The organism is Cellulomonas sp. JH27-2, from assembly GCF_014837175.1.
Taxonomy (GTDB): Bacteria; Actinomycetota; Actinomycetes; order Actinomycetales; family Cellulomonadaceae; genus Cellulomonas.
On sequence record NZ_JACYFR010000004.1, the window covers coordinates 287,534 to 311,941 of the forward strand.

Annotated in this window: 20 protein-coding genes, 1 tRNA gene and 4 pseudogenes; 17 read left to right on the top strand and 8 right to left on the bottom strand. The window is 71.6% G+C overall.

Features of this window, described 5'->3' with window-relative positions:
* Window positions 1–277: 277 nt before the first annotated feature.
* Window positions 278–350: transfer RNA gene (locus IC607_RS14235), tRNA-Arg, on the bottom strand.
* 55 nt (window positions 351–405) lie between these two features.
* The gene (locus IC607_RS14240) at window positions 406–834 is read right to left on the bottom strand and encodes a hypothetical protein (RefSeq protein ID WP_191788047.1); all 429 of its coding nucleotides are present in this window, start codon (window positions 832–834) and stop codon (window positions 406–408) included.
* Between the two features lie 169 nt (window positions 835–1,003).
* On the opposite strand from IC607_RS14240, the gene IC607_RS14245 reads away from it, so the two are divergent.
* From IC607_RS14245 to IC607_RS14275, 7 genes are all read left to right on the top strand, one after another.
* Window positions 1,004–2,740 (top strand): dynamin family protein, encoded by a 1,737-nt coding sequence (locus tag IC607_RS14245; protein ID WP_191788048.1) that lies wholly within the window; start codon window positions 1,004–1,006, stop codon window positions 2,738–2,740.
* Complete coding sequence (locus IC607_RS14250) at window positions 2,737–4,188, top strand: GTPase (RefSeq protein WP_191788049.1); 1,452 nt, start codon at window positions 2,737–2,739, stop codon at window positions 4,186–4,188. Before IC607_RS14245 ends, IC607_RS14250 begins: the two co-directional genes overlap by 4 nt.
* Before the next feature lie 142 nt (window positions 4,189–4,330).
* On the top strand, window positions 4,331–4,975 hold the full coding sequence (locus IC607_RS14255; protein ID WP_191788050.1) for a single-stranded DNA-binding protein: 645 nt from the start codon (window positions 4,331–4,333) through the stop codon (window positions 4,973–4,975).
* A gap of 124 nt (window positions 4,976–5,099) precedes the next feature.
* On the top strand, window positions 5,100–6,782 hold the full coding sequence (gene ettA / locus IC607_RS14260; RefSeq protein ID WP_191788051.1) for an energy-dependent translational throttle protein EttA: 1,683 nt from the start codon (window positions 5,100–5,102) through the stop codon (window positions 6,780–6,782).
* 133 nt (window positions 6,783–6,915) lie between these two features.
* The gene (locus tag IC607_RS14265; RefSeq protein WP_225225029.1) at window positions 6,916–8,895 is read left to right on the top strand and encodes a GTPase domain-containing protein; all 1,980 of its coding nucleotides are present in this window, start codon (window positions 6,916–6,918) and stop codon (window positions 8,893–8,895) included.
* Complete coding sequence (locus IC607_RS14270) at window positions 8,892–10,496, top strand: GTPase family protein (RefSeq protein ID WP_191788052.1); 1,605 nt, start codon at window positions 8,892–8,894, stop codon at window positions 10,494–10,496. Before IC607_RS14265 ends, IC607_RS14270 begins: the two co-directional genes overlap by 4 nt.
* A 37-nt stretch (window positions 10,497–10,533) precedes the next feature.
* Window positions 10,534–11,031 carry a thioesterase family protein gene (locus IC607_RS14275; RefSeq protein WP_191788053.1) on the top strand — a complete coding sequence of 166 codons (498 nt, stop codon included), beginning with the start codon at window positions 10,534–10,536 and terminating at the stop codon, window positions 11,029–11,031.
* Here IC607_RS14275 and IC607_RS14280 read toward each other — a convergent pair.
* From IC607_RS14280 to IC607_RS14290, 3 genes are read right to left on the bottom strand one after another with little or no spacing between them, the layout of a single operon-like run.
* The gene (locus IC607_RS14280) at window positions 11,009–12,616 is read right to left on the bottom strand and encodes an SDR family oxidoreductase (RefSeq protein ID WP_191788054.1); all 1,608 of its coding nucleotides are present in this window, start codon (window positions 12,614–12,616) and stop codon (window positions 11,009–11,011) included. The two genes, IC607_RS14275 and IC607_RS14280, sit on opposite strands and share 23 nt — an antisense overlap.
* 54 nt (window positions 12,617–12,670) lie before the next feature.
* Complete coding sequence (locus IC607_RS14285) at window positions 12,671–13,675, bottom strand: DNA topoisomerase IB (protein WP_191788055.1); 1,005 nt, start codon at window positions 13,673–13,675, stop codon at window positions 12,671–12,673.
* 51 nt (window positions 13,676–13,726) lie between these two features.
* On the bottom strand, window positions 13,727–14,599 hold the full coding sequence (locus IC607_RS14290) for an acyl-CoA thioesterase II (RefSeq protein ID WP_191788056.1): 873 nt from the start codon (window positions 14,597–14,599) through the stop codon (window positions 13,727–13,729).
* 150 nt (window positions 14,600–14,749) lie between these two features.
* Here IC607_RS14290 and IC607_RS17530 point away from each other — a divergent pair.
* The 8 genes and pseudogenes from IC607_RS17530 to IC607_RS14330 all read left to right on the top strand — a co-directional run.
* Window positions 14,750–15,374: pseudogene (locus tag IC607_RS17530) on the top strand (IS5 family transposase); the annotation flags it as partial.
* Window positions 15,375–15,429: 55 nt separating this feature from the next.
* A pseudogene (locus IC607_RS14305) lies at window positions 15,430–15,702 on the top strand (transposase); the annotation flags it as partial.
* Window positions 15,703–15,770: 68 nt separating this feature from the next.
* Window positions 15,771–16,928 carry an IS30 family transposase gene (locus IC607_RS14310; protein WP_191788059.1) on the top strand — a complete coding sequence of 386 codons (1,158 nt, stop codon included), beginning with the start codon at window positions 15,771–15,773 and terminating at the stop codon, window positions 16,926–16,928.
* A pseudogene (locus tag IC607_RS14315) lies at window positions 16,826–17,939 on the top strand (IS3 family transposase); the annotation flags it as partial. The gene IC607_RS14310 and the pseudogene IC607_RS14315, both read left to right, overlap by 103 nt.
* A 61-nt stretch (window positions 17,940–18,000) precedes the next feature.
* Window positions 18,001–18,132 (top strand): hypothetical protein, encoded by a 132-nt coding sequence (locus IC607_RS17650; protein ID WP_255502332.1) that lies wholly within the window; start codon window positions 18,001–18,003, stop codon window positions 18,130–18,132.
* Entirely contained in the window at window positions 18,129–18,653 is a 525-nt protein-coding gene (locus IC607_RS14320) for a hypothetical protein (protein WP_191788061.1), read from the top strand. The genes IC607_RS17650 and IC607_RS14320 overlap by 4 nt, the downstream gene beginning before the upstream one ends.
* Before the next feature lie 370 nt (window positions 18,654–19,023).
* Window positions 19,024–19,278, top strand: coding sequence for an EndoU domain-containing protein (locus IC607_RS17915; RefSeq protein WP_225225030.1), 255 nt, complete (start codon window positions 19,024–19,026; stop codon window positions 19,276–19,278).
* An 11-nt stretch (window positions 19,279–19,289) separates the two neighbouring features.
* Window positions 19,290–19,559 (top strand): MafI family immunity protein, encoded by a 270-nt coding sequence (locus tag IC607_RS14330; protein ID WP_191788063.1) that lies wholly within the window; start codon window positions 19,290–19,292, stop codon window positions 19,557–19,559.
* Window positions 19,560–20,416: 857 nt separating this feature from the next.
* Here IC607_RS14330 and IC607_RS17540 read toward each other — a convergent pair.
* From IC607_RS17540 to ptsP, 3 genes and pseudogenes are all read right to left on the bottom strand, one after another.
* Window positions 20,417–20,559: pseudogene (locus tag IC607_RS17540) on the bottom strand (ISL3 family transposase); the annotation flags it as partial.
* Between the two features lie 815 nt (window positions 20,560–21,374).
* Window positions 21,375–21,758, bottom strand: coding sequence for a globin (locus IC607_RS14335; RefSeq protein WP_191788064.1), 384 nt, complete (start codon window positions 21,756–21,758; stop codon window positions 21,375–21,377).
* Window positions 21,759–21,780: 22 nt separating this feature from the next.
* Entirely contained in the window at window positions 21,781–23,472 is a 1,692-nt protein-coding gene (gene ptsP, locus IC607_RS14340) for a phosphoenolpyruvate--protein phosphotransferase (RefSeq protein WP_191788065.1), read from the bottom strand.
* 195 nt (window positions 23,473–23,667) lie between these two features.
* On the opposite strand from ptsP, the gene IC607_RS14345 reads away from it, so the two are divergent.
* Together IC607_RS14345 and IC607_RS14350 are read left to right on the top strand one after the other, a co-directional pair.
* Complete coding sequence (locus IC607_RS14345) at window positions 23,668–23,898, top strand: glucose PTS transporter subunit EIIB (RefSeq protein WP_191788066.1); 231 nt, start codon at window positions 23,668–23,670, stop codon at window positions 23,896–23,898.
* Window positions 23,899–23,916: 18 nt separating this feature from the next.
* Window positions 23,917–24,369 (top strand): PTS glucose transporter subunit IIA, encoded by a 453-nt coding sequence (locus IC607_RS14350; protein WP_370526251.1) that lies wholly within the window; start codon window positions 23,917–23,919, stop codon window positions 24,367–24,369.
* Window positions 24,370–24,408: the final 39 nt, after the last annotated feature.

The window sequence follows — 24,408 nt, forward strand, 5'->3', positions numbered from 1 at the left end:
GCCTCCTGTCCACGCCCCGTTCGACATCGCCCGGACGGCCTTGTCCAAGGCACCCGACAAGGTCTCGGCCGATTCACGCGACGAGCTCCGCGCCGAGCTGATCGCCGCCCGGTACCGGTTCGGCACCTGCGCAGCTGCATCATCAGCGGTCATCGTCGCGTCGCCCCTCTCGTCGCCCCCGCGGCGTCGTCGGCCCAGCCAAGCGCATGCGCGCCGCTGTGACAACGGACGAGGGCGGGCGAGAGCGCGGTGGCACGTCGTCCGCTGGGTGCTGAGGCGCCCCCGGCAGGACTCGAACCTGCAACCTACGGATTAGAAGGCCGTTGCTCTATCCATTGAGCTACGGGGGCACGGTCGCTGCCGCGGGACCAGAGTAGTGGCGCGCCGACGAAGGGAGCGCCGGGGTCAGCCGTTCGTGACGACCCTGCTCGTCGAGCGGACGACGGTGCCGTTGTCGCGCTCCTGCAGGAGGAAGCTCACGTCCTTCACGTGCACGTTGAAGTTGACGTCGTGGTCGAACGGCGTTCCTCCGCCGCAGCCGTTCGCGTCCTGTGGCGTCCACGTCCGGAAGCCTCCGCCGGACAGGTGGACGGTGATGATGGCGTACGCGCCGTGACTGTCGGCCGGGCAGCGGTCGGTGACCTTCCCGGTCAGGTCGATGCCCCGGCCGCCGTCTGTGAACGAGAGGGTGGCACTCAGGTACGCGAAGCCGTCCGAGTCGGAGGTCTTGGTGCTCAGGCCGATCGAGATCGGTGCAGCCTGGGCGGGGGCGGCTGCCGCGAGCGTGAGGGCCGCCGTGGCGGCGGCGAGGGTCAGAGCATTCCTGCGGGCCATGAGCGTCTCCTTCGAGGCTTGCCTACCGGTTCGGACCTCTTGGCACTTTAGGTTCACTCGCCCCAGGGCGCGCGCGGAGCTCGTCCGGCAGGTCCGGAAGGCCCGACTCGCCGGGGTCTGACCGCGTGGCGCGTTTGGCCTGGTCAGGTCCGGGCCTGAGAATGAGCACGTGAGCGTTCAGCCGGGGACCGCGTCGGCGTCGCCGACCACGAGGTCGGCGCACGCTCGACACCAGGCCGACGACCCGCGGTCCGTGCTGGCCCGGCCGCTGGCGGCGACGTCGCTGCTGGACGCCGTACGGGACCTGCGCCGGGACGTCGCCGCGACGGGGTTCCCGCTCGAGATCGAGGGGACGAGCGACGCACGCGCGTCGCGTGCCCGGCTGCTCGACCAGCTCGACGAGCACCTGCTGCCGCGGCTGACGGAGCTGTCCGCGCCGGCCGTCGTCGTGGTCGCGGGCTCCACCGGGGCGGGCAAGTCGACTCTCGTGAACTCCCTGGTCCAGGCGGAGGTCAGTCAGGCAGGCGTCCTGCGGCCGACGACCCGGCGTCCGGTCCTGGTGCACCACCCTCTCGACGCCGAGCTGCTGAGCCACCACCCCGTGCTGGAGTCGGTCGAGGTGGTCGCCGACGAGCACGTGCCGCGCGGCATCGCGCTGCTGGACGCGCCCGACCTGGACTCGGTCCTGGATTCCAACCGTGAGTCGGCGCACCGGCTGCTCGAGGCCGCCGACCTGTGGCTGTTCGTCACGACGGCCGCCCGGTACGGCGACGCGCTGCCGTGGAAGGTGCTCGAGAGTGCCGTCGAGCGCGGGGCGTCGATCGCGATGGTGCTCAACCGCGTCCCGTCGGACTCGTTGCCGACCGTTCGCGGCGACCTGCTCGCGCGGCTGCGCAAGCACGGACTCGACGGGTCGCCGCTGTTCGTCGTGCCCGACGTCGGCCCCCACGAGGGGCTGCTGGGCGCGAACGTCGTTGCACCCGTGAACCGGTGGCTCACCATGCTCGCCGGGCCCGACCGGGCGCGCACCGTCATCGGGCGCACGCTGCGTGGTTCGCTGTCCGCGCTGCGCGAGTGGGTCGACGAGCTCGCGACCGTGGTGCAGGAGCAGGCCGACGCGGCGGCGGCGATCGCGGGCACCATCGACGAGCGGCTCGCGGCACCGGCGAAGGCCGCGGCCGAGTCGATCCGCGACGGCGCGGTCGCCGACGGTCCCGTGCGGGCGCGGTGGGCCGAGCTCAGCGCGGACGGCGGGCCGGTCCACGACCTCGTGTCGTCGTCGGGCAAGGTGCGCGGCTCCGCCCGCACCGCACCCGCCCGCGTGACCTCGCTCGAACCCCTGCTCGTCGACCTCAACCAGTCCGCCGCCGCGACCCTCGCGGAGATCGGTGCGCGTACCGAGGCCGCGCTGCGGTCGTCGCTCACGGCCGACGACGCGCCGGGCGGCTCGACCTCGATCGCATCGGCCTGGGCGGGCGGCGCGACCGCGGCGCGCCGGACCCGCGCCGCCGAGCTCGCCGCGCGCGGCTGGACCGCGCAGGGGCCGCGCGTCGTGCGCGCGATGCTCGCAGCACGCCCCGAGGACGACGTCGTCGGGCGCGAGCTGAAGAAGCTCGACAAGCGCCGCCAGCAGGCGGTGCGCTCGCTCGGCGACGAGGGCCTCGCCGCCGTTGCGCTCGCGGGTGCGGCCGGCGTCAAGGACGCCCGACGGCTGCTGGTCACGCTGCTCGGCGCGGCGGGCGAGCGCATCGTCGACGACCTCGTCCGAGACCTCGCCGAGCGCGCCTCCGACCAGGCGCGCCTCGAGCGTTCCGCGGTCGACGAGCTGCTGGCCGACCCCGACCTCGCCGACGACGCCGCATCGAGGCTGCGCCTGCGGCTCGCCGTCCTGAAGGGGCTGACATGAGCGACGAGCAGGACCTCACCGCCCGGGTCGACGCGCTGGAGCGGGCGGTCGAACGCGCGGGGGACCGGTTCGACCCGGCCGTCGTCGCGACCGTCACCACCGGGCTGACCGGGGTGCACGAGCGACTCGCGCTGGGTGTCGACCACACCGTCGTCGCGCTCGTCGGTGGCACCGGGTCCGGCAAGTCGAGCCTGTTCAACTCCGTCTCCAAGCTCCAGTTCGCGGACGTGGGCGTCAAGCGCCCGACGACGTCGCAGGTCACGGCGTGCGTCTGGGGCGGCGACGCCGGCGCGCTGCTCGACTGGCTCGGAGTCGACGGCGGGCGCCGGATCGAGCGCGAGAGCGCGCTCGACGGCGACACGGAGGTCGCGCTGCGCGGGCTCGTGCTCCTGGACCTGCCCGACCACGACTCGATCGAGCCCGAGCACCGCGCCGTCGTCGACCGGCTCCTGCCGCAGGCCGACCTGCTCGTGTTCGTCGTCGACCCGCAGAAGTACGCCGACGACGCCCTGCACACCGGCTATCTGCAGCACCTCGTGGGGCACGAGGCCTCCATGCTCGTCGTGCTCAACCAGATCGACACCGTGCCCTTCGAGCAGCGCGACGGGCTGATCGAGGACGTGTCGCGGCTGCTGGCCGCCGACGGTCTCGTCGACGTGCCCGTGGTCGCGGTGTCTGCCGTGAACGGCACCGGGATCACCGAGCTGCGCGCAGGTCTCGCGACGGCGGTCGCCGGTCGGTCCCTGGCTGCGACGCGGGCCGCCGCCGGGATCGGCGACGCGGTGCGCGCGCTCGATACGCAGGTCGGCGAGCGCGAGCCGTCGGTGCTGTCGGTGTCCGGGGTCGTCGACACCCTGGCGGACGCGGCCGGGCTGCCGTCCGTCGCGGCAGCCGTCGGCGCCGCGAGCCGCGGCAAGGAGACGACGATCCCCGCGCTCGGCGCCGTGCAGGGCCACGCCGTGGGCCAGGCGCGCTCGGCGTGGCTCGCGCCGCTCGTCGGCGCGCTGCCCGCCCGGTGGGCACGGGACCTCGACGCGCGCGTCGCCCCGTCCGAGCAGATCGGCGCAGCCGTGCAGGAGGCCTTGGCCGGGGTGCGGATCGCCGCGCGGCGCTCGACGGCCGCCGTGGCGTTGACCGTCGCCGCGGCGGTGCTGGCCGTGCTGGGCATCATGGTCGTGGCGTTGTGGGTCGGGACGCTGGCCGGCGACGGCGACAGCTACGCGTGGGCCCCGGCGGTCGGTGCGATGCTGCTCGTCGGCGCCGTCGCGTGCTGGCTCGGTGCCGCTGCCGCGCGACGAGCCGCAGGTCGTCGGCGCGGTGAGCAGACGTTGCGCGCGGGCCGGTCCGCGATCGAGGACGTCGCGCAGCGGTTGCTGATGGATCCCGCGCAGGAGGTGCTCGGCGAGCACCGTGAGGTGCGCGAGCTGGTCGCGACCGCCCGCACCTGACGCCTCTTCGACGCGACCACAGCCACTCCGTCGCGCACCGCTGCCCACAGATCTGGGAAGGTGCCGCCCGCGGGCCGGCGTGGCGCGTGACGCTCCTCCTACGAGCCCCGCGCACGCCGGGGCGTCCTGGGAGGAGAGTGGGATGAGCACGCAGAGTCTCGACGTCACGGTGGTGGGTTGGATCGGCAGCGAGGTCACGCTGTTCCCCGCTCGCGAGGGCAGGCAGGCGTACACGTCGTTCCGGATGGGCAGCACGCGGCGCTACTTCGACCGTGCCACCAGCACCTGGCGGGACGGCCGTACCGAGTGGTTCCGCGTCAAGGTCTGGCGGACGCTCGCCGTCAACGTGGCCCAGTCCCTGCGCAAGGGAGAGCCGATCGTCGCGCACGGACGGCTGTCCACCGAGGAGTGGACCTCGTCCGACGGTTCGGTGCACAGCGGTCTGGTCCTCGAGGCGGTCAGCGTCGGGCACGACCTCGCGTTCGGGTCGACGATGTTCCGCCGCACGATCGCCACGCCGCGCGCCGACGGTGCCGTCGCCGACGTCACCGGGCTCGTCGAGGCGCCGGTCGACGAGCACGCCGTCGTCGAGCGGTCCGACGAGCCCGCGGACGGGCCCGACGGCCCGTACCTGCCGGGTCACGCCGTCGGTGACGAGCGCGACGAGGCGCGCGAGTCCGACGACGAGCGCGCGGACGAGCTCGACGAGCTGGACGACGAGCTGGACGACGACGAGCTCGCGCAGCTCGGCCGCAGCCCCGCCGGGCTGGGCGCGTTGGTCAGGTGATCGCCTAGGCTGGGTGACCGGCATCCCGACCAGGGGCCGGCCAGCGCCCACACGTGGCGGCCGGCGCCTGCTCGGAGCGCATCCTGCAGCACAACTCCCGAGCACCGAGGCGGACGAAGAGCCAGTGGCTGAGTTCATCTACTCCATGTACAAGACGCGCAAGGCGCACGGCGACAAGGTCATCCTCGACGACGTCACCTTGAACTTCCTGCCCGGCGCCAAGATCGGCGTCGTCGGGCCCAACGGCGCCGGGAAGTCGACGATCCTGAAGATCATGGCCGGCCTGGACCAGCCGTCCAACGGCGAGGCGCGTCTCAGCCCCGGGTACACGGTGGGCATCCTCCAGCAGGAGCCGCCGCTCAACGAGTCCAAGACCGTGCTGGGCAACGTCGAGGAGGGCGTCGCCGAGATCAAGGGCCAGCTGGACCGCTACAACGAGATCTCCGCGCTCATGGCGGAGCCCGACGCGGACTTCGACGCGCTGCTCGCGGAGATGGGCCAGCTCCAGGAGGCCATCGACGCGGCCGACGCCTGGGACCTCGACGCCCAGCTCGAGCAGGCCATGGACGCGCTGCGCTGCCCGCCGCCGGACGCCGACGTGACCGTGCTCTCCGGTGGTGAGCGCCGCCGCGTCGCGCTGTGCAAGCTGCTGCTCGAGAAGCCTGACCTGCTGCTGCTCGACGAGCCCACCAACCACCTGGACGCCGAGTCGGTGCTGTGGCTCGAGGCCCACCTGAAGGACTACCAGGGCGCGATCCTGGCCGTCACCCACGACCGGTACTTCCTGGACCACGTCGCGGAGTGGATCTGCGAGGTCGACCGCGGCCGCCTGTACCCGTACGAGGGCAACTACTCGACGTACCTGGAGAAGAAGCAGGAGCGTCTGGCGATCCAGGGCAAGAAGGATGCCAAGCTCGCCAAGCGCCTCAAGGACGAGCTGGAGTGGGTCCGGTCCAACGCCAAGGGCCGCCAGACCAAGTCGAAGTCGCGCCTGGCGCGCTACGAGGAGATGGCTGCCGAGGCGGACCGCACCAGGAAGCTCGACTTCGAGGAGATCCAGATCCCGCCGGGCCCGCGCCTGGGCTCGATCGTCCTCGAGGCCAGCAACCTGCAGAAGGGCTTCGACGGGCGTGTCCTGATCGACGGCCTCAGCTTCACGCTGCCGCGCAACGGCATCGTCGGCGTCATCGGCCCCAACGGCGTCGGCAAGACGACGCTGTTCAAGACGATCGTCGGGCTCGAGCCGCTGGACGGCGGCGACCTCAAGGTCGGCGAGACCGTCTCGATCTCCTACGTCGACCAGTCGCGCGGCGGCATCGACCCCAAGAAGACGCTGTTCGAGGTCGTCTCCGACGGCCTCGACTTCCTCAAGGTCGGCAACGTCGAGATGCCGTCGCGTGCGTACGTCGCGGCGTTCGGTTTCAAGGGCCCGGACCAGCAGAAGCCCGCGGGCGTGCTGTCCGGTGGTGAGCGCAACCGTCTCAACCTGGCGCTCACGCTCAAGCAGGGGGGCAACCTGCTGCTGCTCGACGAGCCCACCAACGACCTGGACGTCGAGACGCTCGGCTCGCTGGAGAACGCTCTGCTCGAGTTCCCCGGCTGCGCCGTCGTCGTCTCCCACGACCGGTGGTTCCTGGACCGGGTGGCGACGCACATCCTGGCCTACGAGGGCACCGAGGAGAACCCGTCGAACTGGTACTGGTTCGAGGGCAACTTCGCGTCCTACGAGGAGAACAAGGTCTCGCGCCTCGGCGCCGACGCCGCGCGCCCGCACCGCGTGACCTACCGCAAGCTGCGCCGCGACTGACCTGCGGCACCGACGAACGCCGGACCACCCGCACGATGCGGGTGGTCCGGCGTTCGTCGTCCTGACGCGTCCGGGTCGCGAACGCTGCGCGCCTGACCAGGCCAGGAGCGCACCGACCAGCGACACTAGGGCCATGACCACGCCCGACGACGAGCGACCGGCCACCCCGACCAGCGCGCCGAGCAGCCCCTTGGCCGGTGCGCTCGAGGAGCTGCGGACCCGCCTCGATGCGACACGTCTGCCGCTCGAGACGCCGGGTGCGGCGGTTGCGCGACAGGACGCGGCCCAGGCTGTCGAGCAGCTCGACGACTACGTGCTTCCCCGGCTGCGGGCCCGCGGTGCACCGCTGCTCGTGGTGGTGGGGGGATCCACGGGTGCGGGCAAGTCGACGCTCGTGAACTCGTTGCTGGGGGAGGAGGTCAGCACTCCCGGTGTCCTGCGGCCCACGACGCGGTCACCGGTGCTGGCGCACCACCCGCTGGACGGTCGCTGGTTCAGCACGGACCGCATCCTGCCCGGGTTGGCACGAGTCACGGCCGACGACCCGGCGACGGGCGACACCCGGCGCGCGCTGCGGCTCGTCTCGACGTCGGCGCTCCCGCAAGGGCTCGCCCTGCTCGACGCCCCCGACATCGACTCGGTGGAGGTCGCCAACCGCGAGCTCGCCGCACAGCTCCTGGCCGCCGCCGACCTGTGGCTGTTCGTCACGACGGCGGCCCGCTACGCCGACGCGGTCCCGTGGGACCTGCTCGCCACCGCCGCCGGCCGGCGGGCGCAGGTGGCGCTCGTGGTCGACCGCGTCGACCCGGGCGCGGAGGCCGTCGTCGCTGATCTGCGGCGGATGATGGACGGTCACGGCCTGACCGCCGCACCGCTGTTCGCGGTGCCCGAGTCGACCCAGGTCGACGGGCTGCTCCCCGAGCACGTCGTCGGGCAGATCGCCGCCTACCTGTCGGACCTGGGCGCCGACCCGGCGGCCCGCGACGCCGTCGTGGGTGCCACTCTCGACGGCGTCGTCGACGACCTGGTGCGCCGCTCGACGCACCTGGCCGACGCCGCGGACGCGCAGGTCGAGGCGGACGCGCGCCTGCGCGCCGTCTGCGACCGGTACGCCGACGACGCGGTCGAACGCGTCGCGGCCGCGACGTCCGACGGGACGCTGCTGCGCGGCGAGGTGCTGGCGCGCTGGCAGGACTTCGTCGGGACGGGCGAGTTCTTCCGCTCGATCGAGAAGCGGGTGGGCCGCGCGCGCGACGCCGTCGTCGGCTTCTTCCGCGGCAGGCCCGCGCAGGCGCCGCACGTCGAGGAGGCGATCGCGCACGGGCTGGAAGCCGTCATCCTCGACGCCATCGACGAGGCTGCCGAGCGCACCTACGCGGCGTGGCGGGGCGACCCGGCCGGGGCGGCGCTGCTGGACGGGCTCGACCTGTCGCGAGGGTCGTCGGCGATGCGCACGGGCGTCGCCGAGCAGATCCGCGCCTGGCAGGGCGACGTCCTGGACCTGGTGCGCGAGCAGGGCGAGGACAAGCGGGGGACCGCGCGGGCGCTCTCGTTCGGGCTCAACGGGCTCGGCGTGAGCCTCATGGTGCTGGTGTTCGCGTCCACGGGCGGATTGACGGGCATCGAGGTCGGCATCGCCGGTGGTACCGCGGTGGTCGCGCAGAAGCTGCTCGAAGCCGTCTTCGGCGACGAGGCCGTGCGCCGCCTGACGGCCACCGCGCGCGAGCACCTCGAGCAGCGGGTGCGCACGATGCTCGACGACGAGGCCGGCCGGTACACGAGCCAGCTCGACGCGACAGGCGCTGCGCAGGCCGGGGGAGCCGCACTTCTCGCCGCGGCGCGAGGCGTCGAGCACGCGGCGCGCGGGGAGCGGTTCGGTGGAGCGGCACGGACTGCGGCGCCGTCGTCGGACGGGACGCAGCTGCGCGGTGCGGTCCGGTGGCGTGCCGGGGGCGGGCAGGCGTCGGCGCCAGGCGTCGGCGCGAAGGTCCCCGACGTTCCTGACGACGACAAGCCCGGCTTCTGGCGTCGGCTGTTCGGCCGCGGCGCACGCGGTCCGGCCGGCGGCACGACGCCGCGCGATCGGAACGGCGAGCCGAGGGACGACGCATGACGCTCGACCTCGCCGCCCGCACGGCGCTGCTCGAGCAGGCGCTCGACGCGTCGGGCGGCCGGCTCCCCGTCGAGCTCGCGCAGGACGCCCGCGCGGTCGTCGCGCGGGCCCGTGAGCGAGGCGGCCTGTCGGCGGAGCACACCGTCGTCGCGTTGGCGGGGGCGACGGGGTCGGGCAAGTCGTCGACGTTGAACGCGCTGACCGGTGCGGACCTGGCGCCGGCGGGCGTGCAGCGCCCGACGACCTCGCACGCGCTCGCGGCGGTCTGGGGCGACGGCGCGCAGCCGCTGCTCGACTGGCTGGAGGTGGGGCGGCGGCACCAGATGGCCGGCGCGGCACCCGTCGGGGGTGCGCTGGTGCTCGTTGACCTGCCCGACCACGACTCGGTGGTCGTCGAGCACCGTGTCCGCGCCGAGCGGCTCGTCGATCGGGCCGACCTGCTGGTCTGGGTGGTGGACCCGCAGAAGTACGCGGACGCCGCGCTGCACGAGCGCTACCTGCGGCCGTTGGCGGGGCACGGAGACGTGACGGTCGTCGTGCTCAACCAGGTGGACCGGCTCTCGCCCGACGAGGCCGCGGCGTGCCTGGCGGACCTGCGGCGCCTGGTCGCCGAGGACGGGCTCGTCGGCGCGCGCGTCCTGGCGCTGTCCGCGCGCACGGGGCAGGGCGTCGACGAGCTGCGGACGATGCTGGACGACGCGGCCGCCCGGCGCGAGGCGGCCAACCGCCGCTGGGCGGCCGACGAGCGGAGCGTCGCGAAGCGCCTGGTCGGCGAGCTCGGGTCCGAGGCCAAGCGGGCGAAGCCCGGTCAGGACCGTCTGGTCGCGGGCCTGGAGCAGGCGGCCGGTGTCCCGACGGTGGTCGACGCCGTGCGCGGCAGCGCCCGGCGCGACGCCCACGCCGCGACCGGCTGGCCCGTGACGCGGTGGCTCGGCCGGTTCCGACGCGACCCTCTGCGCCGCCTCGGGCTCCGCACCGCAGGACTGCGCGTGCCGGGGGCGACGACGCAGGATGAGCGGACCGACCTGGTGCGCACCTCGATGCCCGTCGCGACCCCCACCCAGCTCGCCGCGGCCCGGACCGCGGTGCGCGACTACGCCGCGTCGGCGACGCAGGGGATCCCGGAGGCGTGGGCGCTCGACGCCCGCGCTCGCGTCGCCGCAGGCACCGAAAGTCTCGCCGACGCGCTCGACCAGGCGATCGCGAGCACGCAGCTCGACGCGGTCCGCCGCCCCGCGTGGTGGCGGGTGGTCGGGTTCGTGCAGTGGGTGCTGCTCGCAGCGCTCGTCGTCGGCGTGCTCTGGTTGGGCGTGCTCGCGCTGCTCGACTACTTCCGGCTGCCCGACGCGCCGGTCCCGGACTGGCACGGGTTCCCCGTGCCGACCCTGCTGGCCGTGGGGGGTGCCGTCCTCGGCCTGCTGCTGGCGGGGGTCTCGCGGCTCGCCGCGGCGGTCGGTGCCCGCCGGCGCGCCGCACGCGCGAGGCGCCGTCTGCGGCGTTCGGTGCAGGAGGTGGCCGCGCGGCTCGTCGTCGCCCCGCTCGACGAGGTCCTGGCAGACCTGGCGCGCGCCCGCAGCGCCGCCGCACGGGCGAGCCGGTGAACGGTGGCAGTATCGAGGTCCTGACGAGAGGACACGCATGACCCGCCTGCACGTCCCGGTCGCCCTGCGGTGGTCGGACCTCGACGCGTACCAGCACGTCAACAACGTGGAGATGTTCCGCCTGCTCGAGGACGCGCGTATCACCGCGTTCTGGCGGCACGCGGACGCCCCGGCCGACGACGCGTGGCCGACCGCCGTCCTCGACACCGGTCCGCACGCGACGTCCCACACGCTGGTGGCGCGCCAGGAGATCGAGTACCTGCGCCCGCTCGGCTTCACGCGTACGCCCGTGCGGGTGGAGATGTGGATCGGGCACCTGGGGGGTGCCAGCCTCGAGGTCTGCTACGAGGTGCACGACGGCCCGGTGGCCGGTCGCACGGGGCCGTCGCCGGGCGGTGCGCCCTACGCCAAGGCGGCGACGACCATCGTCGTCGTGGACGCCGCGACGGAGAAGCCCCGCCGCATCAGCGCCGACGAGCGTGCGGCGTGGGAGCCGTACGTGGAGGAGCCGCTCACGTTCCGGCGCCGCCGGTAGGCCGGTCCGTGCGCGCGCGTTCCGCCCGTTCGGCGGCGCGCGCGATGTTGCGCTGCATCCCGCCGAAGACCACGCCGTGGAACGGGTACACCGACCACCAGTAGAGCTGGCCGGCCAGGCCGTGCGGGTGGAACACGGCGCGGTGCGAGAAGGACGTGGGCGGCCGGTCCCAGGCGCCGTCGTCGGTCGGGTCCACGCGCAGCTCGAGCCAGGCCAGGCCCGGCACGCGCATCTCCGCCCGCAAGCGGAGCAGGCGCCCGGGCTCGACCTCCTCGACGCGCCAGAAGTCCACCGCGTCGTCGACCACCAGGCGCGACGCGTCGCGTCGTCCCCGCCGCAGGCCCGGGCCGCCGACGAGGCGGTCCATGAGCCCGCGCACGCGCCAGGCCAGGCCCCACGAGTACCAGCCGCGGTCACCGCCGACGGCTTCGATCACGCGCCACAGCGCGGCGGGGGACGCGTCGACGTCGATCCGTCGCTCGTCCACGTACAGCGAGCCGCCCGCCCAGTCGGGGTCACTGGGCAGCGGGTCGCTCGGGGCACCGGTGACGGCGGCCGACGACCACCGCGTGGTGACCGCGGCCTCCTGGATCCGCTGCAGCGCCAGCCTGACGGCGCGGTCGAAGCCGACCAGCCCGCCCGGGGGATCGGGGACGAAGGTGGCGATGTCGTGCTCGTCGCACACCACTTCGTGCACGAGCGACTCGACGAGCGGCCGGGCCAGCCCGCCCGGTACCGGCGTCACGAGCGACACCCACAGGCTGGACAGGCGTGGTGTCAGGACCCCGACGCCGACGATGACGCGTGGGGGCAGACCCGCCGCGGCGGCGTAGCGCTGCATCATCTCCCGGTACGTCAGCACGTCCGGTCCGCCGATGTCGAAGCCGCGGCTGACCTCGGGCGGCATGGACGCGGACCCGACGAGGTAGCGCAGCACGTCCCGGACGGCGATCGGCTGGATCCGGTTGTCGACCCAGCGCGGGACCGTCATCGCGGGCAGCCGCTCGGTGAGGTAACGCATCATCTCGAACGACGCCGAGCCGGACCCCAGGATCACCGCGGCGCGCAGCACGGTGGTCGGCACGCCGCTGGCCAGCAGGATCTCTCCTACCTCGGTGCGGGAGGCGAGGTGCGGCGACAGGTCCTCGCCCGCCGGGTACAGGCCGCCCAGGTAGACGATCCGGCCGACGTCGGCCTCGCGGGCGGCCTGCGCGAACACGAGGGCGGTGTGCCGGTCGGTCTGCTCGAACTTCCGCCCCGAGCCCAGGGAGTGGATCAGGTAGTAGGCGACCGCGACGCCGTCGAGGGCCTTCGCGATCTGGTCGGGCTGCGACGCGTCGGCCCGCACGGTCTCGACGTCGTCGTACCAGTCGCGCCCGCGCAGCCGGTCGGGGTTCCGCGCGATCGCGCGCACCCGGTAGCCGGCCGCCAGCAGCTCGGGGACCAGCCGCCCGCCCACGTACCCCGTCACGCCCGTGACGGCGACGAGCGGCGCGTCCGGGCGGGGCCGCCCGTCGGCGCCGGTGCCCGGCACGAGGCCGGGTAGCGAGTCCGCGGCGTGGGCGAGCGCGAGGTCGTCGATCATCTGGGCAGTCTGCGGGGCGGGCGCGGGCTGCGCATCCGCACGCCCGACGAGGCCTCAGACGACTCTCAGCAGCGCGAGCGTCTCGCGCTCCGCGACGTTCTGCGACCGCGTCGGGCGGATGGTCGCGCCGCTCTCCCACAGCTCGAAGAGGCGAGGGTCGATGTACGAGGCACGGCAGACGGCGGGGGTGTTGCCGAGCTGCTCGGCCACGTCCTTGACGACGGCGGTCGCGATGCGTCGACGTGCGCGGTCGCTGGCCGGTGCGTCGCCCGCCGCGGCCAGCCCGCGCGCTGCCAGGACGGTCGCGTGCCACGTGCGGAAGTCCTTGGCGCTCGCGTCGTCGCCCAGCCGTTCCTTGACGTACGACGACACGTCCGCGCTGCTCACGTCGTGCCAGACGCGGTCGTCGTCGCGCCAGGCGAGCAGCTCAGGACCGTCGTCGCTGCGGCGCACCAGGCTGCGGACCAGGCGCGCGACGTCGTCGTCCTCCACGACCGTGTCCCTGATCTGGCCCGACTTGGCGGGGAAGTGCAGGTGCACCCGACCGTCGTCGCTGCCCGGCTCGGGGGCCAGCACCGTGACGTGCTCGCGCAGCAGCGTCGCCAGGCCGTACGAGCCGTGCTTGGCGGCGTAGCCCTCGCCGCCCACCCGCAGGTAGGCCAGGTCCAGCAGGCGGAAGGCCAGCGCGAGGGCCTTGTCGCGCGGCCAGCCGTCCAGGTGCAGGTCGCGGCGGACGTGCCGACGAGCCGCGGGCAGCCGCTGCGCGACGTCGAGCACGTGCTCGTGCTTGAGCCGGTCCCGCCGCGCGCGCCACTGCTGGTGGTAGAGGTACTGCCGGCGGGCCGCGTCGTCGAGCCCCGCTGCCTGGATGTGCCCGTTCGGCCACGGGCTGATCCACACGTCGCTCCACGCCGGCGGGATGGCCAGGGCGGCGATGCGCTCCAGGTCCGCCTCGTCGGCGATGCGGACCTTGTCCAGGTCCAGGTAGACGAACGCCCGCCCGCGCTTGGTCCGCGACCAGCCAGGGGAGTCGATGCGCACGCGCCGAAGTCGGACCATGGCCGGATTCTCACCCCGGTGAGCGTGATGCGCTCGTCGGCGTCCCTCGCGCTACTGCGGCAGCCGGACCATGCCCTCCTGCGCGATCGACGCGACCAGCGTCCCCTCGCGCGTGAAGACGCGCGCGGCACCCAGCCCGCGGCCGCCCTGCGCGCTCGGCGACGACTGCACGAACAGCAACCAGTCGTCGACGTGCACGTCCCGGTGCCACCACATCGCGTGGTCCAGGCTCGCGATCGACATCCCGCGGGACACCCACGACTGGCCCGCGCGCCGCAGGATCGGCTCGAGCATGACCTGGTCGCACGCGTACGCCAGCAGGGCGCGGTGCAGCAGCTGGTCGTCCGGGACCGGGCCGCGGCTGCGGAACCACGCCATCTGCCGGCCGTCGCTGTCGGGAGCCGGGCCCAGGTAGATGGAGCCGCCGACGTGCCGGACGTCGAACGCGGCCTCCTGCGTCCAGAACTTCGCGACGGGGTGGTCGATGCCGCCCAGCACGTCGAGCGCGGACGTGACGTGCTCCGGGTCCGGGACGTCCGCGGGCATCTCGTCGGCGTAGTCGACCCCGTCCTGCTCCTGCTGGAACGAGGCGATCATCGACAGGATCGGCGCTCCGCCCTGCAGCGCGTGCGTGCGGCGCGCGCTGAACGAGCGGCCGTCCCGCAGGCGCTCCACCGCGAACGTGATCGGCTCGTCGAGCGACCCCGGCCGCAGGAAGTAGCCGTGCATCGAGTGCGGCAGGCGGTGCTCCTCCATCGTGCGGCCCGCCGCCAGCAGCGACTGCGCCAGCACCTGACCGCCGAACACCCGACCGTTCGGCTGCGGCAGGCTGCCGCCCTGGAACAGGTCCGGCTCGTGCGGGTCCTGGTCCAGGTCCAGCACACCCAGCACGGCGGCCACGGGCGCGGGGATCTCGCTGCTCATGAAGGGCAGACTCTCACGAGCGGTCCAGTGGACGAGTTGGTTCGGATGAGTCAGGACACCGAGTGGCATGGCGCCAACGCCTAGTGCGTGTCTCCAAACCTGCTGGTGGAGAACGGAACAGACTCGCGGAATGAGTTCGAGAACGTCGGGCTGACTGGTGAGCAGTGGGAGCGCATCGCGCCGTTGATGCCGAGAGTTGGCGCGAAAGTCGGGCGTCCGCACGCCGATCACCGGACGGTGATGGAGGGGATCGTCTACCGATATCGGACCGGAATCCCGTGGCGTGACCTACCCCGCGAACCGTTCGCTCCGTGGCAGACGGTTTGGAAGCGTCACCATCGATTCACGATCGACGGCACGTGGGACCAGATCTGGTCGGCGTTGTTGGCGGAGGCCGACGCCGCGGGACAGATCGACTGGGAGGTCTCCGTCGACTCCACGATCAATCGGGCTCACCAGCATGCGACGAACACGACCCGCCCTGAGCAGGGCCGGAGCGAATCACAAGAACCGCACCCGTGACGCCGTCCACGACGAACCTGCAGGTCACGCGATCGGTCGCTCGCTTGGTGGGCTGACGACCAAGATTCACCACGCGTTCGACGGACGAGGCCGGCCATTGGTCGCGGTCGTCACAGCGGGGCAGAGTCACGACGGCCAACAGCTCAAGGCCGTGCTCGATGACATCTGGGTGTCGCGCGCCAGTAGCGGCCGGCCACGCACAACGTCAGACGCGCTCTTGAGGGACAAGGCGTACTCGTCCGCGGCCACGCGCGTCCTGAACCGCCCCGGCATGTCCGGAGACTCCGTTCGTTGGGAAGGATGGGGTCATGTCAGGGAACACGTCCAGGAGGTATCCGCCTGAGCTGCGTGAGCGGGCGGTGCGGATGGTCGCCGAGATCCGGGCCGATCACGACTCGCAGTGGGCGGCGATGACACAGGTCGCCAAGTTGCTCGGGATCGGGACGCCGGAGACGGTGCGCAAGTGGTGCCGGCAGGACGAGGTCGACGCTGGGCAGCGGCCCGGGGTCAGCACCGAGGAGTCGGCCGAGCTGAAGCGGTTGAAGCGGGAGAACGCCGAGCTCAAGCGCGCCAATGCGCTGGCGGATTCAAGCGGTCAGTGCAACGAGTCCTGTGAGATGAGGCAGTCGCTGATCACTGGAGGATCCGGATGCAGGGCAAGCACGGTCATCTCAGCCGGGAGCAGAAGCAGCTCGCGCTCAGGCTTCACGCGAGAGGCTGGCGGCTGGTCGACATCGCAAAGGAGATCGGCTGCAGCGCGCCGATGGTCGGCATCATGGCCCGCACCGGCCGGCACCTCGATGCCAAGCCGTTCGGCTGGAAGCCCCGCCCTGGCCAGCTGACCATCGACGAGCGTGAGCAGATCATGCTCGGTATCAACCGCGGCGACACGTTCACCTTGATCGCCGAGCAGCTGGGACGGGCGGTGTCGACGATCAGCCGTGAGGTCAAGCGCGGCGGCGGCCGGGCCAGCTACTCGGCCTGGCATTCGCACGAACGTGCTCGCGAGCAGGCCCGTCGCCCCAAGCCGTTCAAGCTCTCCTCAGGCCGGCTCCTCACGGAAGTGGCTCGTCGGCTCGAGCAGCTCTGGTCCCCGCAGGAGATCGCTGCCCGCCTACGGTTGGATCACGCCGCCGATCCGGAGATGCGCGTGAGTCACGAGACGATCTACCAGTCGCTGTTCATACAGGGACGAGGCGAGCTGCGCCGCGAACTGGCACGGTGCCTGCGGTCCGGACGAGCCGCCCGCAAACCGCGCGGAACGTCCGACGGCCGCGGACGCATCCCCGGCATGGTCATGCTCAGCGAGCGTCCGGCAGAGGTCGACGACCGAGCCGTGCCAGGCCACTGGGAAGGCGATCTGATCCTCGGCGAGGGCAGCCGCAGTGCCGTAGGCACCCTGGTCGAGCGCTCCACGCGGCTCACCTTGCTGCTGCACCTGCCCGATGGGAAGAGCGCCGAGCAGGTCGAGGTCGCGATGCGCGCCACGATCAGCACCCTGCCGGCCTCCTTGGCGCGGACGATCACCTGGGATCAAGGGGCCGAGATGTCCAAGCACGCCGTGTTCACCACGGCCACCGGTATCCCGATCTACTTCTGCGACCCCCACTCGCCCTGGCAGCGCGGCAGCAACGAGAACACCAACGGGCTCCTGCGCCAGTACCTGCCTAAGGGCACCGACCTGAGTCTCGTCAGCCGCAAGCAGCTCGACGCGATCCAGGACAGCCTCAACGACCGACCGCGCAAGACGCTGAACTATCTGACACCATCAGAGAAGTTCGCAGAACTCCTTGCGCCCACCGCTTGAATCCGCCGCTCTTGAAGGCGGCTTCGGCTTTCTTCGCGGCCGAGCTCGGCCGGCCACTGCACTGATCGTGGCGTTCATCGACCAGCACGTCGATGAGCGCGAAGGACTGCGATGGGGTGTCGAGCCGATCTGCGCCCAGCTCAGCACGCTGGGCGTCAAGATCACCCCGTCGACCTACTACGAGCACCGCGCCCGGCGCCCGAGCAAGCGGCAGGTGCGCGATGGGGAGCTCAAGCCCAAGATCGCCCGGGTCCATGCGGACAACTACGGCGTCATGGCGCGCGCAAGGTCTGGCTGGCGCTGAACCGCGAACGCGCGGTTGGCTCCGAAGCGGTGGCTCGGTGCACGGTCGAACGCCTGATGGGCGAGCTCGGGTTGCGCGGTGCGATCCGGGGCAAGGTCAAGCGCACTACGATCGCCGACCCGGCGGCCAAGCGACCCCAGGATCTGGTCGGACGCAAGTTCGCACCCCTGGCGCCGGACCGGCTGTGGGTGGCTGACTTCACGTATGTCTCGACGTGGTCGGGGTGGGTCTACGTCGCGTTCGTGATCGACGCCTACGCCCGGCGGATCATCGGGTGGCGTTCGTCGACCACGATGACGGCCAAGCTCGTGCTCGACGCACTCGAGCACGCGGTCTGGACCCGCGGACGCGAAGGCCGCGACGTCAGCGGGGTCGTGGCGCACCACGACCACGGAAGTCAATACACCTCGGTGGCCTACAGCGAGCGGCTGGCCGCCGACGGCATCCGCCCCTCGATGGGCGTGGTCTGCTCCTCGTATGACAACGCCCTGGCCGAGACGATCAACGGCCTCTACAAGACCGAGCTGATCAAAGCCCGAGGCCCGTGGCGCAGCGTCGACCAGGTCGAGGTCGCCACCGCCGAATGGGTCGACTGGTTCAACCACCGACGCCTCTACGAGTACTGCGGGCACATGCCACCGGCCGAGATGGAAGCCGCCCACTACGCTCGACAACCGGAGCCGGCAACCGCCGACTCCTCAAAGTAGAACGTCTCCGGACATGCCGGGGCGGTTCAAGCTGACGGAGGCGGGTCATATGGACCGAGGTATGGGCTACGAACAGGCACATGAACTCGCCGGCCAGACACACCCCACCTTCGGCAACTACGACCCTGAGGTCATCAAGCAGTTCCCAGAGCTGTTCAACCAAAACTGGCGGAACTACTGGGGCATCGAGTGATCATCTCAGTCAGGACGCGGCGCGCCGCGGTCCTGGGTGACGAGCTGACGGCGACGTTCGACGTTATCCGGACGCTTCGCGCTTCGGTTCCCGGGGTGCCCAGTGAGATGCCGCTGCAGGCGGTTCGGTGCGTTGTTGAGATGCTCCGACACGGTGGTGGGCTCATGCCGCGTGCTCTCCTGGGCGGCTTCTACACACCGGCGAGAGCCGGTGAAATTCTTATCGAGGTGGGCGCTTCGGTTTCGACAGCCGCCGAGATTCCCACCTGCGCGAGCGCCTTGGGGCGCCCACTCGTTCCTGGGCTGCCGATCGAGTTCGCGCGCTCGGTCGAGACTGGCCTGCTGCGAAGCGCTCTGCCGCCAGGGATCGTCGTCGTCGATCGTGGGGCGTTCGATCCGGTTGAGTCTTCGCCGCTTGCATTCGAGCTCGCGGCGGAGCTTCTCGCGGTCACACTCGGGGCGATGTCTGCGGGTCGAGATGTCGAAGATGTTGTCCGCGCAGCGGTTGAGGCGTGGCCGTGAGTTCGGCGCGGGCGTCGGCGGTTCTCGGTGCTCGACCCTCGTCCTTGCTCCGGTTGACGTGGGCGCGATCCACAGCCCTCATGGCAGCCTTCGTGTCGGCTGTATTCATCCTTCTCGTCGCGGGGACTGCGGCGGCGGCAACGTCCACCTACACCTACGACACCGCTGCCTAGACCTACGACGTCCCCGCAGAGGTGTCCGTGCAGAGCGCGCAACGGGGAAGCACGTCCGGGATTCGCCTGCGGGACCGCTCGCGGTTCTGTGGGGGAGGTCCGTCTTCGTTCGGGGTGACGTAGTTGCCGCAAACACCGCAGACGATCTTGTCAACCTCGCGAGTCCCGCCCGCACCAGCCATGTCCTCGACGGTCACATGCCACCGGGCGAGCCGGGGAACACTCTGTTCCCAAGGTCTTGGTCGCCGCAGCAGATCATGCATAACGTGTCTGATGTCGCCACAGACCCCAATCTCCCGTGGGTTCAGCAGACGGGTAAGCTGGGGGCTGAGTTCACGAAGAACGGTGCGCCCGTCCGTTACTCCGTGGACGGGGTTCGCGGTGGCATCCCGATGCGGGTGATCGTCGAGCCAGGCGGCGAAGGCATCATCACCGGATTTCCGCTGCCGTGACGGGAGAAGCGATGGACCCGAACCTTTTGACCAGCGAGTTGAGATGGGCGCTTGAAGGTGCATCTGGACTGCCTGCGCGCGACGTTGATTCGATTGCTGTCTTGATCGCCGCCGGTGAGTGGCGGCTTGCGCTCGAGACGCTTTGCACACAGACGTATGAGTACGACGTCGAGGTGAGTGAGGAGCAGCGATCGCTCCTGCTCCGTCTCGGGCGGGTCCTCGACGCGCCGGTGGGATACCTGCTCGGGGATCCGTGGGCGCCCGCACCGGGTGAGCCGTGACGATGCTCAACATCAACGCGGCGGCCGCAACGGGACCATCGGCCAGCGAGTTTGTACGCTGGCTTGACGCCTACGAGGCCGCCTACTTCGCGGAAGGAGCGACGGGGATCGCCTGCCCCCATTGTGGCTTGCCGAGACTCAATCTCGTGTTTGTGACCTTCGGCTCAAGCGGCTCGTCGGTCATGCCGGCCTTCTGGTGCTCCAATTGTCTGCGTGGATTACCGCCATTGCGCGCGTCCCCGCCCCCTTGGGCGAATGTAGTTTCGTGGGCGGAAACTGGACTTCCTGACTACCAGATGGTGTCTGAGCAACGCTAATGCTGCCAAGATTGGCACTGGTTATGCCGGGCGGAACATTCGGCTTCTGTCGTGTCAGACTGGCTGTTCTTCAGGAACGTTTGCCCAGGATCTCGCCCGCAATTTGGGCGTTCGTGTGATGGCACCTTCGACAGATATCGGGGCTAGCGGGAGCGGTAAAACGCTCACCGTGTTCGACGGAGGTGGATGGCGATGGTTCGACCCAAACTGATTGTAATCGGCTACTGGCGCGGTGAAGGAGCCACCGGTTGGCCAGACCCGGCCACGTTCATCGACTCGAGTTGGGATCCGGATGAGCGCGACGTGATCGCGGACGACTTGGGTCGCGGCTTCGTCGTGCGTGCGTACATGGGCTACTCCCCCTGCCGCATCTGTGGGCGGGACAATGGCTCATTGGAGTTGAGTGATGGGATCTACGTATGGCCCGAGGGCCTCGCCCACTACTTACTGGACCATAAGGTCCGCCCGCCGGGCACGTTCGTCGCTCACGCGTTGGCGATGTCAGAGGCATTCGAGTCCGCCGGTCGCGATGAATCTTGGTGGCGCTCCTTCGGGACCTAGGGCATGACGCCGGCACCACTGATCTGGCTCGACGACCCGCAAACCAGTACGGCGTGCTCGGCCTCGAGCCGTTGGCCGACGATCTCCAGACCAAGCTCGTCGAGGCGAGCGAACTTGGGCAGGGCGGGGCAGGGCGAGCAAAGGTAGCGTCGGTCTCGTCGAGGTCTTCCAGATGGGCAGTGTGAGAACTACCGTCTTCGGGAGACCTCGACCTCTACCCGGCCGCAGACGCGCCGACCACCTCTACACCCTCAACTACGATGAGCCCCTAAACGAAGAATCCCCGCATTTGATATTTCTACCGAGTGGAGGGTGGACCCGGTGATCCGAGCGCTTGGCTCGCGCGGGAACCTGCAGTGGCCCAGCTTGGAACGCGAAAATACCCGGGGCTTCTCGTGCAAGGCGATACACTCGCAAACCTTTTGGGTGATCTCGAAGAAGTGGCTCCGAACTCTTCAGCCTTGACGACAGTTAGAGATTGGGTGTCGGCTTACGAGGAAACGATGGCCGAGCGGGGCCCCGGACTGCCATGCGAACGATGACTCAAGCCCGATCGGCTGAAGCCAGCCGTTGGAACGCGAGCGCTCTGGGCGCGAACTCTTGGTGTGCGCCATTAGGACGAAAACAGCACTCACCCGATGCCTTTCGGGATTGTCGCAGGTTCAGTTAGCACCTGAGGCTGATGCGCGGATAGGAGACCGCGGAACTCAGGCCGCGTTTGCGGCCTGATCCCGGATCAACCGTGCTCGCCTTCTCGACCACTCCCGCAATTCTGCGTCGGGCGAGGACTTCGCTCGACGGCGCACCCAATGCCCCCGACACCGTGCCCGACGTGCAAGACCGCTGCGTCAGGGTCGTTGACGTACTTGCAGACGGTCGACCGAGGCTGCAACTTCATTGCAGGTGGTGTTCGCTGCACTCAGCCTCAAAGATCGGTTCAGCCCTCGAAGGTGTTCAGCATCGAGTGGGCCGCGCGCTCGAGGTAGTCCCACAGCTCGGCCTTGTGCAGGGGAGCCAGGTCCAGACTGTCGACGGCCGCGCGCATGTGGGTCAGCCAGCGGTCGCGGGCGTCCGGGTTGACCTTGAACGGGGCGTGCCGCATGCGCAGGCGCGGGTGGCCGCGCTGCTCGGAGTACGTCGTCGGACCGCCCCAGTACTGCTCGAGGAACATCGTCATCCGCTGCGCGGCCGGGCCTAGGTCCTCCTCCGGGTACATCGGCCGCAGCACGGGGTCGCCCGCGACGCCGCGGTAGAACTCGTCGACGAGCGCGACGAACGTCTCGTGCCCGCCGATCGCGGCGTAGAAGGAGTCGGGTCTCACCCGACCATCCTCACACGCGCCCCTACAGCCCCAGCTCCTCGAGCACCGGCAGCGCTGCCCGCACGGTCGCGCGGGCGTCCTCGGCCGACGGCGCGGCAAGAGCCAGCCCGGCCAGCCGGCGGCACTCGTCGTACGTGGTCGCGCCCAGCACGGCCGCGACGTCCGCCAGGGCGCGCGGCGTCATGGACAGGGACGTCACGCCCAGCCCGACGAGCACCGCGGCCATCGCCGGCGACGCGGCGGCCTCGCCGCAGACACCGACGGGGCGGCCCTGCGCGGCGGCACCCGCGCAGGTCGCGGCCACGAGCTGCAGCACCGCGGGCTGCCACGCGACGGACAGGTGCGCGACGGCGCCGAGCAGGCGGTCGGCCGCCATCGTGTACTGCACCAGGTCGTTGGTGCCGATGGAAGCGAACGCCGCGTGAGCCAGGATCGGCCCGGACATCAGGGCCGCGCTCGGGACCTCGATCATCACGCCGGCCGTCGTCAGGCGGTGGCGCGCGCAGGCCGCGACGAAGTCCGCGGCCTCGTCGACCGTCGACACCATCGGCGCCATCACCCACACCTCGGCCTGCTCCACGGCGGCGGCGGTCGAGATGGCGGTGAGCTGGTCCTCGAGGATGTCGGGATGCCCGACGACGGTGCGCAGCCCCCGCACGCCGAGCGCCGGGTTCACCTCGTCGTCGCCGGACAGGAAGGGCATGGGCTTGTCGGCACCCGCGTCGAGCGTGCGGATGACGACCTTGCGGCCCGCGAACGCCGAGAACACCTGGCGGTAGGCGCGCACCTGCTCCTCGATCGTCGGTGCCTCCTCGCGGTCCAGGAACGCGAACTCGGTGCGGAACAGGCCCACACCCTCGGCGCCTGCGTCCGCCGCCGCCTGCGCGGCGCCCGGGTCGCCGACGTTCGCCAGCAGCTCCACGCGCCGCCCGTCGGCCGTCTGCCCCGGGCCGCTGAACGTGCGCACCTGCGCGGCGAGCGCGCGCGCCGCGGCCACCTGCTCGGGGTCCGGCCCCACGGTGACGGTCCCGGCCGCCCCGTCGACGAGCACGAGGGCGTCGTCGTCCAGTGCCTCGAGGATCCCGCGGGCCGCGACCACGCCCGGGATGCCGCGGGCGCGGGCCAGGATGGCGGTGTGAGCGGTGGGGCCGCCCGCCGCGGTGACGATCGCCAGGACGCGCTCGGGGTCCAGGGTCGCGACGAGCGCCGGGGCCAGGTCGAGCGCGACGAGCACGAACGGTTCGTCGCCCTCCGGGACGCCGGGCGCGGGCCGGTCGGTCAGGACGGCGACGAGCCGGTCGCGCACGTCCGCGATGTCGCGGATCCGCTCGGCGAAGAGCCCGCCGATCGCCAGGAACTGCTCGGCCACCGCGTCCGCGGCCTCCCAGACGGCACGCTCGGGCACCAGGTGGTCGGTCATGACGCGCTCGACGGCGTCGGCGACCAGCGTCGGGTCGGCCGCGATGGCGGCCGTGGTGTGCAGGAGGTCGGCGGCGTCGCCCTGCGCGCGCTCCGCGGCGGCGTCCAGGTCGGCGCGCACGTGCTCGGAGGCGGCGGCGATGCGCTGCGCGGCGGCCTCGTGGTCGGCCCCGGGGGGCAGACGCCGGCCGGCGGGCGGCTCGGTGATCGGGTCGGGCATGCGCACGGCGGGCGCGGCGACGCGTCCGGGGCTCACGCCGATGCCGGTGATGACCGTGGGGGGATGGGCGCTCACCTGGGAAGACCTCCTCGTCGAGTGAGATGCAGTCTGGCCGGTCCGGGCCCGCGCGCGCCAGCAGGACACACGGCGCGGGCAGCCCGCGGACGCGATCCGGACACTCGGCACCCGGCAGTCTCGGTGGGGTTAGGCTTGCGGGTGCGCGTGCCGACAGACACGCTGCTGTCACACGCCTGACCCCTGGGAGTTCCTTTGAGCAAGGCAGAGCAGATCCTCGCCGCGCTGGGTGGCGACTCGAACGTCGTCGACCTCGAGCCGTGCATCACCCGTCTGCGGGTGGAGGTGGGCGACGCGCAGCTCGTCGACGAGTCCGCGCTCAAAGCGTCCGGCGCGTTCGGCGTCGTGCGTTCGGGCCGGATCGTCCAGGTCATCGTCGGCCCCGAGGCCGACAACCTCGCGGCCGAGCTCGACTCCCTGCGCTGACCCCGCAGCGTGGCGGCTGTGCAGATCCTCAGCCCGATCGCGGGGATCGTGCGTCCCGTCGCCGACGTCCCTGACGTCGTCTTCGCCGAGCAGATCATCGGCCCCGGCATCGCGATCGAGCCGGACCGGCTCCAGACGCAGGACGTGGTCGCACCCGCCGACGGCGTCGTCGGCGCGCTCCACGCGCACGCCTTCGCGCTCGAGCTCGACGACGAGCGCTCGGTGCTGGTCCACCTCGGCATCGACACCGTGTCCCTGGCGGGCCTCGGCTTCACGCTGCACGTGCGCGCCGGCGACCAGGTGCGCGCCGGGCAGGTCCTCATGACTTGGTCTCCGGTCGACGTGGCCGCCGCCGGCCTCGCGACCATCTGCCCCGTCGTCGCGCTGCAGGCGCCGGCCGACGCCCTGACGGTCGAGGTCGACGCCGGCACGCACGTCGAGCCCGGCGCGCACCTGCTCACCTGGCACTGACCCCGCAACGTCCGAGCCACTCGTCCTCAGGGCGACCAG